Origin of the sequence: Helcococcus sueciensis DSM 17243, from assembly GCF_000423145.1 — a bacterium.
Classification (GTDB): Bacteria; Bacillota; Clostridia; order Tissierellales; family Peptoniphilaceae; genus Helcococcus; species Helcococcus sueciensis.
Genome location: NZ_AUHK01000033.1, coordinates 1 through 12,481 on the forward strand (window position 1 = coordinate 1; position 12,481 = coordinate 12,481).

Here is a 12,481-nt window from a genome sequence, read left to right on the forward strand (position 1 = left end):
TATCCAAATATCTACCTATCTTTAATTTGAATTTTATTTTTCGAAACCTTCACTTAATTTATATGCACCTAATTTTATAAGTGATATAGATTTTCCTTCGCCCGCTCTTAAATTAATTTTAATTTTTTCAGTATTTATTTTATCAAATCTAATAATTCTCTTTGCGCCTATTGTTATACCTTTTTCAATTAATTCCCATTTATCTTCCTTTAAGAAATAAACTTCATAAGAATTTATTCTTTGTCCGATTTCAATGTTTTCTTCTAATACAATTGAGTCAAAAGTCTTTGCTTCTTTTGATTCTATTAATAAAGAAGCTTCATTTACACCTTTATCTGTAATCCAAAATCCTTTATTTCCAAATAAATTTGATGGACTAAATTGTTTAGATGAATTTCTTATATTTGTTGCTGATATTTTACTTTCTTCTAAAATATTATTTTCAAAAGATTTTCGAATATTTTCTCCAAATTCTAACAATCTATTTTTTATATCTGCATCTAAATCACCTTTGTCATTTGGAGGAATATTTAATAAAAGTGTAGAATTATGACCAACAGATCTGAAATACATCTCTGCAAGCTCTTTTATACTTTTTGGTTCCTTTTTCTCATTACCCCAAAACCATCCTGATGTAATTCTTGCATCACATTCTGGAACAGTCCATTTATTACCATTTTCAAAACCCTTAAAGTATTCTCCATCCTCATTACTGTCAATTGTATTGTCATCATAATTAACTATAGATTTTGACCATGTATCTTTATGTGCAAATCCTAATTCATTACCTATCCAACGAACTGTTGTATATGCTTCTGCACCGAATAATAAACAGTCTGATTCGTATCCTGCTTCTTTCCCTTGGTATTTTTGAATTGTTTTAAACCATCTTACAAAATCATATTCTTGTTCATCATATCCTGTGCCTTTTGCTCCATCCATCCATACTTCTATAAATCTTCCTTTATTTCCGTATTTAGGATTTGAAAGTATTTCTTCAAGTTGATTATTGTAATAATCATTATAATCAAGATAATCATTTTCTTTACTTGTAGGATTTCCATCTTTATCATAATATCCATAGCTTTCGTCATGAATATCCCAAGGTGATAAATAAATACCCATATCTACATCATAAATTGAAGCATATTTTGAAATTTCTTCTAAAATGTCACCCTTACCATTTTTATAATCTGTATTTTTAATACCATATTCCGTAAATTTACTTTGCCAAATAACAAATCCGTCATGATGTTTTGCAGTGATAATTATTTTCTTAAAACCTGCGTCTTTTATTGTACGAACCAAATTTTCAGCTTGAAAATCATTTTCTAATTTGAAAATTTCATTGGTTTTTTTATCAAAATAACTATCTCCCCATTCAACTTCATTAAATGTGTTTGGTGAAAAATGTACAAATGCAGCAAGTTCATCTTTTTGATACTTTAGCTGATTTGAATCAGGAACTACCTCATCCTTTTCTACAATAACATCTTCCATTATTTGCAAATCTTTGTTATCAATATAAATTTCCTTCAAAACATTCCCCTTAATTTAAAATTCTTGTAGCTTTCGGTAAATTCCATTCAAATTTATTAGCAAGTATTCTTATTATAAATATAATAAAAATACAAATTGTTGAAGTAATTGCTCTATTTATATCTGTATAAATAGTTAGTAAATGAAAAATTATAGCACCAATTATTGAAGCACTCGCATACACATGTCTATCTAGTATGTATGGAACTGCATTTATCAATGTATCTCTAATAATACCACCACCTACACCAGTTACAACTCCAACAAATACATATAATACCATGCTATATTCTGTATGTAATCTATACGCAACTTCCATACCTGTAATCGTAAATACTGCAAGTCCTATAGCATCAGAATATATCAAAGATTGATCAAAACTTTTATTTATTGTCCATCTATTTATATTATCATCAAATAAGTTTATTAGAAAGACAATCATCGAAACTATTATAGCTAAATAAATGTTAAACCCGAATCTTAAATTTAATGGTGGTCGAATCCCAAGAATTACATCCCTGATCACTCCTCCACCCGTTGCAGTAATTATTCCAAGAACCAACACTCCCAACAAATCTAGTTTGCTTTTTATTCCTTCCAATGCTCCAGAAATTGCAAATGCAATTATTCCAATTATTTCTATATATTTTATGAAGCCTTCCATATTATCTACTTTCTTCTATCATTTCTCTTAATTCATTTTCATCAAAATTATATACTTTCCCACAAAAGTCACATATTACTTCAACTTTTTTATCTTTCTCTGTAATTTCTTCTAATTCTTTTTTCCCAATTGAAATTAATCCTGTTCTTATACGTTCTCTTGAACAATCACATTTATAATTAACTTCATGTTTCTCTAGTATTTCTGGTTTAAGTTTTTCAAAATATTTTTCAAGTATATCTTCAGGACTATATCCTTCACTTATCAACTCAGACACAGGTCTCAATTCATTTGCAATCTCCTGTAATCGATCTAATTCTTCATCAGAAATTCCAGGAAGTACTTGTACAAATATACCTCCTGCCGCTTTTATAGATAAGTCTGTGTCAACTAAAACACCTAAAGAAATAATACTTGGTGTTTGTTCAGAATAAAAATAATAATTTGCTAAATCTTCAGCTATTTCTCCAGTAATAATCTTTGAAATCCCTGTATACGGTTCCTTTAACCCTAAGTCTCTTATAACTGCTAAATTACCTTCTTTTCCGATATAAGAACCTACATCTAATTTTCCAGGATATTTTGAAGGCACATCTATTTTAGGATTTGTTACAGTAACTTTTACATCTCCATTCTCATCTGCTACCGCTCTAAGTTTTCCTGCTGGTCCATTTCCGTCAAATACTATAGTCAAACTTTGTCCTTCATCAAGCCCTGAATATCCCATGATAGAAGATACAATTGCTAGTCTTCCCATCGCAGCTGAAGCTGTAGCTTGAGAATCATGTATATCTCTTATTTCTTGAACCATTTGCGTATTTTGAGATATAAAAATCCTTACTGATTTACTGCTATCAATAGCCCTTATAATATAATTTTTCATAAAACTCCTCATAAAATTGTTTATTCAATAAATAGATTATAGCTTAAATGATATTAATTTGCAGAAATAATTTTTGGAGAGGTTTCTTTTTATTCGTATGACATTTTCTACATTCATTGTATTTAATTCAGTAGATTTCTGTTCAGAAATTAAGACCTACCATTTATGAACAGAAGATTTTTGTCAATTCTATTCAGGATTTAGATTTCTTATTTTCTGATGCATTTTAGCTAAAATTTTCTGTTCAGAATTTAAAAATCAAGGATGTCACACAAGCTTAAAATCACAACCATTTCTCTCTCACAAACAAAAAAGCCCCAACTTATGCTGTTAGGACTTTAATGTTTTATTCAAATAATCTATTCAATAGATTAAATAATTCTTGAGATTCTTCTTCATTCATTATGTAAATATTTGATTTATCATTAGGATGGGATTCATGGAATTCTAAATTATATTTATCTGACAAAGAAATTAAATAAATAGTTTCTCCATATTTAGCAGACAATGTGTAATATCTACTTTTACTAGAAGTATTGCTATCTCTTTTATTTATATAATGTATTTTTTGAAGATTTTCTAGAATTTCTTTGCTTTGAGTTTCAGTTAACTCAATTTCTGGAAGAGCTTCATTATCCTTTAATAATGAGATGCTATCAATTTCTAGGCTATCTGAAAAGATAACTCTACCAGGTATTTCTTTATTATATTTCATATAATCATAAAATAAATATCCTGATAAAGCAATTATTATAGCTATTATTAAAAAAATACTTTTATTTTTCATTTTTCTTTCCTTTAATTTAATCTATAGAAAAAGTTACTCCACCATATTTTATAGTACCTAACCTTTCTATCCATGGATTATACATTGAATTCCAAGCTTTTGTATCTGGTCTATTGAAATTTTGAGTTTATACTGTTGTATAATTAGTAACTTTATCTGTTATAGCTTTTTTACCAGGAATAGTTACTGAATTTTGAAAATAATATTTTATTTAAAGTTTTAAAACCCCTTATTAAAAAATAAAGGGTTACTTCCAATCAAAAAATATTATTATAATTTTACTACATTAGAAGCTTGTGGGCCTTTTTCGCCTTCAATAATTTCGAACTCAACTGCTTGACCTTCGTCTAAAGTTCTAAATTCGCCATTATCTTCTAAAGCAGAAAAATGTACAAATACATCTTGTCCATCTTCAGTTGTAAGGAAACCAAAACCTTTAGTTGCGTTGAACCATTTAACTGTTCCTTTAACCATTTTATCCTCCATTTATTTAGCAGTGTTCTGCTAAATATCATAATAACACAGAGTTATGCATTAATCAAACTTTATTTTTTAGCACTAAATAATATTCTTTGTGTTTTATTTTCTATATATTCTCCGCCATCTTCATCACAATATTCTATATTGGTGAAACCTGCATTTGTCAGTATATTTATTATATTTTCTATTGAATGATATCTTTCAACTTGTTCTTCATATATTCTATTATATTTTCCATCTTCTTCTTTATAAAAGAAATTTAAATCAAAATATACTAAATCATCATATTCTTCATCTATAGTATTTTCCCAAGTATAAAATATATTATCTTTTTCATATACATATATGTTATTACCTAGAACTTCTAAAAGCTTATATCTTGAGTTAATATCAAATATGAATACTCCACCATCATTAAGTGATTCATATATAGAATTAAATAAATATTCTAAATCTTCTATTTCAGTAACATAATTCATGACGTCAAGTAAACTTATAACTGCATCGAATCCATACATTTTATAATTAAATTCAAACATATCATGATATAAATAATCTACATTTTCGAATTCACTTATTTTTTCAATTGCATGTTTCATCATTTCTACAGAATTATCTATAGCTAATATATTGAAATTATTGAGTTTAGCAAGTTCACGAGTTAAATTACCCGTACCTGCTCCTATTTCTAATATATTTCCTGAATGAATACTGTTTGAAAATAATATTTCTTTAATATTATTTGAGTATTTTTTATAATCTATATCAAATACTAATTGATCATAAAAATCTGAAAATTGTTTGTACATTATTTATTCTCATCATTTTCCATAAAAGCAAATATATATGGACAATTTCTATAATAATTACCGTAGTTTAATCCATAACCAACTACAAATAAATCTTCTATTTCTTCCCCTATAAATTCAGGATAAACATCAACTAATCTTCTTGATGGTTTATCTAAAAATACAGCTGTTTTAACTGATTTAGGATTCTTCTCTTTAATAAAATTAATAATTGCTTTAAGTGTATGACCTGAATCACATATATCATCAATTATAAGTACATTTTGTCCTTTTAAATCTGTACGTAAATCATGAACTATATCTACTCTTCCTGAAGTTTCTAATTTATCTCCATAACTAGAAGTAGTCATAAAGTCAATTATTGTAGGAACTTTAATTTCTCTAACTAAGTCAGCAGCAAATACAAAGCTCCCTCTTAAAAGAGATATGGCAACTACAGTTTCCCCTTTATACGCTTCTGTTATTTCTTGACCCATTCTTTTAACTGTTTCTTTAATCTTATCAGCTTCAAAAAGAACTACTTTTTTTCTATCCATTTTTCCTCCATAAAACAAATTAAAATAATAAGATTACAATTTTTCTTTTATCTCTTCAATACTTCTTTCTACTTCCTCTAACATTTTAGTATATTTATCCTTCTTTTCTCTTTCCATATCAACTAAATGTTTTGGTGCCTTAGAAGTAAATTTTTCATTTTGTAATTTTTGTTCAGCTCTTTTCAGCTCTGATATTACATGATTTTTTTCTTCTTCTAATCTCTTATATTCTGATTGATAATCGATTAATCCTTCAAGGGATAGATACAGTTTATAATCTTCTTTTATAATAGTAGCAACATCTTCCAGGTCTAATTCTTCATCTAATATTTCTATATCACTTAGATTTGCTAATGATTGTAAACTTGATTTTAACTTAGTAAATATATCTTTAGTTTCTTCATTTAGTGCATAGATATATAATTTAGACTTTTTCTTTGCTGGTACTTTTAATTCTGTCTTTTGAGATCTAATAGATGTAATAGCGTCTATCAATTTATTAATTGACTTCTCTTCATATGAATAATCATATTTTTCTTCATATACTGGATATTTTTGAGTAATAATTTTATCAACTGAATTTGGTAAATATGAATAGATTTCTTCAGTTATAAATGGCATATATGGATGAAGTAATTTTAATATTTTATCCAATGAATAAAGTAAAACTGCTATTGCATTGTCTTTTTCTTCACCTTCGTTGTGTAATCTAGTTTTAACAAATTCAATATACCAATCACAAAATTCAAACCAAATAAATTCATACAAGTTTGATGCAACTATTCCCATTTCATATATTTTGAATAATCGTTCAACATCTTTAGATAATGTGTTTATTCTAGAAATAATCCATTTATCTTCTATGGTCAGTCTGTCTTCATTTAATGTATATTCTTTTCCATCTTCCATATTCATTAAAATAAATCTAGATGCATTCCATAATTTATTTGCAAAATTTCTTTTGTCTTTTACATCATCGTCAATGTATCTCATATCATTTCCAGGGGTGTTCCCTGAAACTAAATTCATTCTTAAAGCATCTGCTCCATATTTATCAATTTCATCTAAAGGATCTATACCATTGTCAAGCGACTTAGACATCTTTCTACCTTGAGCATCCCTTACTAATCCATTTAGATATACCGTGTTAAATGGAAGCTTTCCAGTATTATAAAGTGATGAAAACACCATTCTAATTACCCAGAAAAATATAATATCATAGCCTGTAATCAATGCATTAGTTGGGAAAAAGTATTTATAATCTTCTGAATCTGTATCTGGCCAACCAAGAGTTGAAAACGGCCATAAAGCTGATGAGAACCAAGTATCAAGTGTATCAGGATCTCTTGTTACTTTACCATATATTTTTTCATCTGGTTTTTCTTTAGAAACTATTGTTTGTCCATCTTCAGTATAATAAACAGGCAATCTATGTCCCCACCAAAGTTGTCTTGAAATATTCCAATCTCTTATATTTTCTAACCAGTTTACATATATCTTTCCAAATCTCTCTGGAATAATTTTTAATTCACCATTTTTATATGCATCTAATGCTGGTTTAGCAAGGCTTTCCATTGCTACAAACCATTGGTCTGATAATAAAGGTTCAATTACAGTACCACATCTAGAGCAATGACCAACTGAGTTATTGATTTTTTCTATTTTTTCTAGTAATCCAAGATTGTCAAGTTCTTCAACAATTAACTTTCTTGCTTCATATCTATCAAGTCCAGAAAACTTACCATAACCTTCAGAAATGGTTGCATCATTCTCTAAAACTACACATTGACCTAAATTGTGTCTCTTACCTACTTCAAAATCATTAGGATCATGAGACGGAGTAATTTTAACAGCTCCTGTACCAAATTCTTTGTCAACATAGTCATCTGCTATTATTGGTATTTCTCGTTCTACTATAGGTAATATTAAAGTTTTCCCAATTAAATCTTCATATCTTTCATCAGTAGGGTCTACCGCAACCGCCAAGTCACCTAACATTGTTTCAGGTCTTGTTGTAGCTATAGTTAAAAATCCTTCTGAATCTTTTAATGGATATTTGAAATACCAAATCTTTCCTTCATTATCTTCATGGTTAACTTCGATATCAGATAATGAAGTATTACATACTGGACAATAATTAATTATCTTTTTGTCTTTGTAAATCAAACCATCATCATACATATTTACAAAAACTTCTTCTACAGCTTTTGAAAGATTTTCATCTAATGTAAAAGCAGATCTAGACCAATCAGCTGAAACTCCTAACTTTCTTAATTGTTTATTTATATTTCCGCCGTATTTTTCAGTCCAAGCCCAAGCTTCTTCTAAAAATCCTTCTCTGCCCAATTCTTCTTTTGTTTTTCCATCTAATTTTATTTTTTCAACAACTCTTGCTTCAGTAGCTATAGAAGCATGATCCGTACCTGGTAACCACAATGTTGAATAGCCTGACATTCTTTTATATCTAATCATTATATCTTGTAAAGTCGAAACAAGAGCATGACCCATATGTAAATTACCTGTAACATTTGGTGGAGGCATGACTATTGTGAAAGGCTCTTTCGATTTATCAACTATGGCTTTAAAATATTCGCCTTCCTCCCATTGTCTATATATCCTATCTTCAAAGCTTTTAGGATTATAATTTTTTTCTAAATTTTTCATTCAGCCTCCCTCAATATAATTTATCTACTTTTATGATAATTTTATTTAATAATTATAGTATTTAACAGAGTTTTAGTCAAGCAAGTGACATTGTAAGAAGACTTAACCATCTTTTTACATAAGTTTAACAAAAAATAAACAATGCTAACATTTTCCAAATATAACAATATTGTATTTACAAATTCTTAAGCAATATTATGAAAATTTGTGAAAATGTAATCTCTATTAAATTTTGTAGACATTTTTTCATTTTTTGGTATAATAATATGCATAGGATATTAAATTGGAGTGAAAAATGCAGAACGAAAAAGTATGGATTCTATCTGATAGAAATTCAAAGACATTAACTCATATTCTTATTAGAAATTATTTTCTACAAGATCTACAAACAGATATAAGAATATATGATAAATTGAATACAAAATCAGAACTTGAAAACTTCGACTTTTTCATGGACGACCAAATTGTGTATTTTTCGTTTGAAGACAGTTTAATGGCTGAATATACTATAAAAAAATGTAAAGAACTAGGTATTAAATATCTTGATGTTTACCAAGTAGTATATAAATTTTTAGGAAGTATTTTTTCTAAAATTTCTAGCGGAGGAGATATCTCCAAAATCGTTAGAGATAGCTTAGAATCCAATCCGGTAGCTTTTGCTCTGAATAATGATGATGGGTCTAATCCTAAATCAATAGTTGAATCTGACATTGTAATTTTGGGGATTTCTAGAACATCAAAGACTCCCCTATCTATTTACATGTCTAATATTGGTTATAGAGTTACAAATATACCCTTGGTACCAGAAATTGAAATTCCAAAAGAATTATTCATGATTGATCCAAGTAAAATATTTGCTCTAGTTATGGATCCAAAAAGGCTAGTGGAAGTTAGGAAACAAAGAATTCATTCTTTAGGTATTCCTCACGATTCAGATTATGCGGATATAGAAAGAATCAATAAAGAATTAGCATACTGCAATTTAGTAGTTGAAAGATTAAACTGTATATCAATTGATATGACTCATATGTCAATCGAAGAAGCCTCCGATATAATAAAAAACTCTATAGACAAAAGGAAGGGGTAAAAATGGAAAAGAAATATGTTTATGGCTTTGATGAAGGCCAAAAAGAAATGAGAAGCCTCCTAGGGGGTAAAGGTGCTAACCTTGCAGAAATGACAAGACTTGGTATCAATGTACCTTATGGTTTTACAGTAACTACTGAAGCATGTATAAGATATTACGATGAAAACGGTAATGTTTGGGATGGTCTATTAGAAGAAATTAAGAAACATGTTGAAAAAACAGAAAAAGAATTAGGAAAGAAATTTGGTGACAATACAAATCCTCTACTATTCTCAGTTAGATCTGGTGCTGTAATTTCCATGCCAGGTATGATGGATACAGTTTTAAACTTAGGACTTACAGATGAGTCTGTTGAAGGTTTAGCAAAACATACTGAAAATCCAAGATTTGCATACGATTCATATAGAAGATTTATTCAAATGTTCTCTGACGTATCAAAAGGTGTTGACAAAGAATTATTTGAAGATGTACTTACAGAAGAAAGAGAAAAGGCAGGCGTTCAATTAGATAAAGATATTCCTGCAGAAAGCTTAAAAGAAGTTGTAAGAAGATATAAAGAAATTTATAAAAAAGAAGTAGGAGAAGACTTCCCACAAGATCCTTTCCAACAATTATTAGAATCTGTAACAGCTGTATTTAAATCATGGAATAACGAAAGAGCTATATTATATAGAAAATTAAATAATATTCCACATGACTTAGGTACTGCAGTTAACGTTCAATCAATGGTATTCGGTAATGGCGGAGATAACTCTGGTACAGGGGTTGCATTTACAAGAAACCCTTCAACAGGTGAAAATGAATTATTTGGTGAATACCTAATTAATGCACAAGGTGAAGACGTAGTAGCTGGTATAAGAACTCCAGAACATATTTCTCATCTACAAGATCAAATGCCTGAAGTTTATGATGAATTCTTCAAAACAGGTGAATTATTAGAAAGACACTATAGAGATATGCAAGATCTTGAATTCACTATTGAAGATGGTAAATTATTTATATTACAAACAAGATCTGGTAAGAGAACTGCTCAAGCAGCTGTAAATATAGCTGTAGATTTGGTTGAAGAAGGTTTAAGAACTAAAGAAGAAGCTTTAATGATGATTGAGCCTACTCAATTAGATCAATTACTGCATCCAAAATTTGATGCAGAAGCTCTAGAAAAAGCTGAAGTATTAACTAAAGGTTTAGCAGCTTCACCAGGGGCAGCTACAGGTTATATTTCATTCTCAGCTAATGATGCAATGTTAAGAAATGCTAAAGAAGAACCTGTTATATTAGTTCGTACAGAAACTTCTCCAGAAGATTTACAAGGTATGGACTCTGCTAAGGGTATATTAACTTCTCGTGGTGGTATGACATCCCACGCTGCTGTAGTAGCAAGAGGTATGGGTAAATGTTGTGTAGCTGGAGCGCATGAAGTTAAAGTTGACGAAGTAAATAAAGTAGTTACAGTTGGTGACATACAATTAGGTGAAGGAGATATGATTTCTCTAGATGGTTCAACAGGAACTGTTTATAAAGGTAAGATTGAAACAATAGATCCTGAATTATCTGGTAAATTCGCAACATTTATGTCATGGGCTGACGAAGTAAGAAGATTACAAGTTAGAGCAAATGCTGATACTCCACATGATGCTCAACAAGCATTAGACTTGGGTGCTGAAGGTGTAGGTCTATGTCGTACAGAGCATATGTTCTTTGCAGAAGATAGAATCAATGCTGTAAGAGAAATGATTCTTTCAAAATCAAGAGAACAAAGAGAAAAAGCTTTAGCTAAGATTGAACCAGTTCAAGAACAAGACTTCTATGATATATATAAAGTTATGGATGGAAGAAATGTTACAATAAGACTTTTAGATCCACCACTACATGAATTTGTACCACATACAGAAGAAGATATAGCTATCGTGGCAAATGAATTAGGTGTAACAATATTAGAACAGAAAAAAGTAATTGATGACTTACACGAAGTTAACCCAATGTTAGGTCATAGAGGTTTAAGACTTGCTATTACTTTCCCAGAAATCTATCAAATGCAAGCTAGAGCTATCGCAAAAGCTGCAGTTAGAGTTGCTAAAGAAGGAATTGAAGTTCGTCCAGAAATCATGATCCCTCTTGCAGGTGACGCTAAAGAATTAGAAGTTGTAGCAAACTCTGTAAGAAAAGAAATTGATAAAGTATTCGAAGAAGAAGGAATGAAATTAGAATACCATGTTGGTACTATGATTGAAATCCCAAGAGCAACTTTATTAGCTGATGAAATCGCTGAAGTAGCTGAATTCTTCTCATTCGGTACAAATGACTTAACACAATTAACTTACGGATTCTCAAGAGATGACGCTGGTAAATTCCTAACTCAATACTTAGATGATGGTATCTTTGAAAAAGATCCATTCCAAGTACTTGACCAAAAAGGTGTTGGTAAATTAATGATCAATGCTGTTAAATTAGGAAAACAAGCAAGAAAGAATATTAAATTAGGTATCTGTGGTGAACACGGTGGTGAACCATCATCAGTAGCATTCTGTGATGAATTAGGACTTGACTATGTATCATGTTCTCCATTTAGAGTTCCAATATCAAGACTTGCAGCAGCTCAAAAATCAATAAGAGACAAACAATTACAAATGACAAGAATTATTGACTTAGGATTATAATAAACTTTCGTTAATAAAATTTTAATAGAATACGAAAAAGGTGGTGTTGCAGATTAGTTAAATCTAGTCTACACACCACCTTTTTTCTTAAATATCTAAATTTAGACATTACAGTCTAGTCTTAAATTTTTGATTTTTCAAAAATTTATAAATACACCCCTAAAAATAGGCGCACTTAATAAAGCTATGCTTTTTTACAAATATTTTTCTAAGCAGCTTTATATTTTATTATTTCTAAATTGTTTTTAATTATCTTTGATGATAATTTATTTAAGTTTAAGGCTATTGATAAAAGGTTTATTTCACTTCTTACATTTAGTTTTCCTGTATGATTAAATCTATTGTATGATAAACCATCTTTTATTTTAGAAA

General features: G+C 29.2%; 10 protein-coding genes. 2 read left to right on the forward strand and 8 right to left on the reverse strand.

All coding sequences use genetic code 11. The annotated features are described in order from the left end of the window. Nucleotides 1-33: 33 nt before the first annotated feature. From G534_RS08135 to G534_RS0106745, 8 genes are all read right to left on the reverse strand, one after another. Nucleotides 34-1,539: an alpha-L-fucosidase gene (locus G534_RS08135; protein ID WP_051177463.1), complete on the reverse strand. Its 1,506-nt coding sequence runs from the start codon at nt 1,537-1,539 to the stop codon at nt 34-36. A 10-nt stretch (nt 1,540-1,549) separates the two neighbouring features. Beyond that, nucleotides 1,550-2,203: a trimeric intracellular cation channel family protein gene (locus G534_RS0106715; RefSeq protein WP_027348429.1), complete on the reverse strand. Its 654-nt coding sequence runs from the start codon at nt 2,201-2,203 to the stop codon at nt 1,550-1,552. A 1-nt stretch (nt 2,204) separates the two neighbouring features. Next, complete coding sequence (gene hslO / locus G534_RS0106720; RefSeq protein ID WP_027348430.1) at nt 2,205-3,086, reverse strand: Hsp33 family molecular chaperone HslO; 882 nt, start codon at nt 3,084-3,086, stop codon at nt 2,205-2,207. Between the two features lie 346 nt (nt 3,087-3,432). Continuing rightward, entirely contained in the window at nt 3,433-3,873 is a 441-nt protein-coding gene (locus tag G534_RS0106725) for a hypothetical protein (RefSeq protein ID WP_027348431.1), read from the reverse strand. A gap of 270 nt (nt 3,874-4,143) precedes the next feature. Beyond that, nucleotides 4,144-4,347 carry a cold-shock protein gene (locus tag G534_RS0106730; RefSeq protein WP_027348432.1) on the reverse strand — a complete coding sequence of 68 codons (204 nt, stop codon included), beginning with the start codon at nt 4,345-4,347 and terminating at the stop codon, nt 4,144-4,146. A 71-nt stretch (nt 4,348-4,418) separates the two neighbouring features. Beyond that, complete coding sequence (locus G534_RS0106735) at nt 4,419-5,162, reverse strand: class I SAM-dependent DNA methyltransferase (RefSeq protein WP_027348433.1); 744 nt, start codon at nt 5,160-5,162, stop codon at nt 4,419-4,421. Then, on the reverse strand, nt 5,162-5,698 hold the full coding sequence (gene hpt, locus G534_RS0106740) for a hypoxanthine phosphoribosyltransferase (protein ID WP_027348434.1): 537 nt from the start codon (nt 5,696-5,698) through the stop codon (nt 5,162-5,164). Before hpt ends, G534_RS0106735 begins: the two co-directional genes overlap by 1 nt. Before the next feature lie 33 nt (nt 5,699-5,731). Continuing rightward, the gene (locus G534_RS0106745; RefSeq protein WP_027348435.1) at nt 5,732-8,362 is read right to left on the reverse strand and encodes a valine--tRNA ligase; all 2,631 of its coding nucleotides are present in this window, start codon (nt 8,360-8,362) and stop codon (nt 5,732-5,734) included. Nucleotides 8,363-8,657: 295 nt separating this feature from the next. Between G534_RS0106745 and G534_RS08140 the strand changes: the two genes are divergently transcribed. Continuing rightward, a complete protein-coding gene (locus tag G534_RS08140; protein ID WP_051177464.1) occupies nt 8,658-9,449 on the forward strand; it encodes a kinase/pyrophosphorylase in 792 nt (263 codons plus the stop codon). 2 nt (nt 9,450-9,451) lie between these two features. Further along, nucleotides 9,452-12,109 (forward strand): pyruvate, phosphate dikinase, encoded by a 2,658-nt coding sequence (gene ppdK / locus G534_RS0106755; RefSeq protein WP_027348436.1) that lies wholly within the window; start codon nt 9,452-9,454, stop codon nt 12,107-12,109. The last annotated feature ends 372 nt before the right edge of the window (nt 12,110-12,481 follow it).

Coding starts and splice junctions, on each gene's coding strand:
- G534_RS0106715 (WP_027348429.1), bottom strand. CDS start 2,203: ATGGAAGGCTTCATAAAATATATAGAAATAATTGGAATAATTGCATTT.
- hslO (WP_027348430.1), bottom strand. CDS start 3,086: ATGAAAAATTATATTATAAGGGCTATTGATAGCAGTAAATCAGTAAGG.
- G534_RS0106725 (WP_027348431.1), bottom strand. CDS start 3,873: ATGAAAAATAAAAGTATTTTTTTAATAATAGCTATAATAATTGCTTTA.
- G534_RS0106730 (WP_027348432.1), bottom strand. CDS start 4,347: ATGGTTAAAGGAACAGTTAAATGGTTCAACGCAACTAAAGGTTTTGGT.
- G534_RS0106735 (WP_027348433.1), bottom strand. CDS start 5,162: ATGTACAAACAATTTTCAGATTTTTATGATCAATTAGTATTTGATATA.
- hpt (WP_027348434.1), bottom strand. CDS start 5,698: ATGGATAGAAAAAAAGTAGTTCTTTTTGAAGCTGATAAGATTAAAGAA.
- G534_RS0106745 (WP_027348435.1), bottom strand. CDS start 8,362: ATGAAAAATTTAGAAAAAAATTATAATCCTAAAAGCTTTGAAGATAGG.
- G534_RS08140 (WP_051177464.1), top strand. CDS start 8,658: ATGCAGAACGAAAAAGTATGGATTCTATCTGATAGAAATTCAAAGACA.
- ppdK (WP_027348436.1), top strand. CDS start 9,452: ATGGAAAAGAAATATGTTTATGGCTTTGATGAAGGCCAAAAAGAAATG.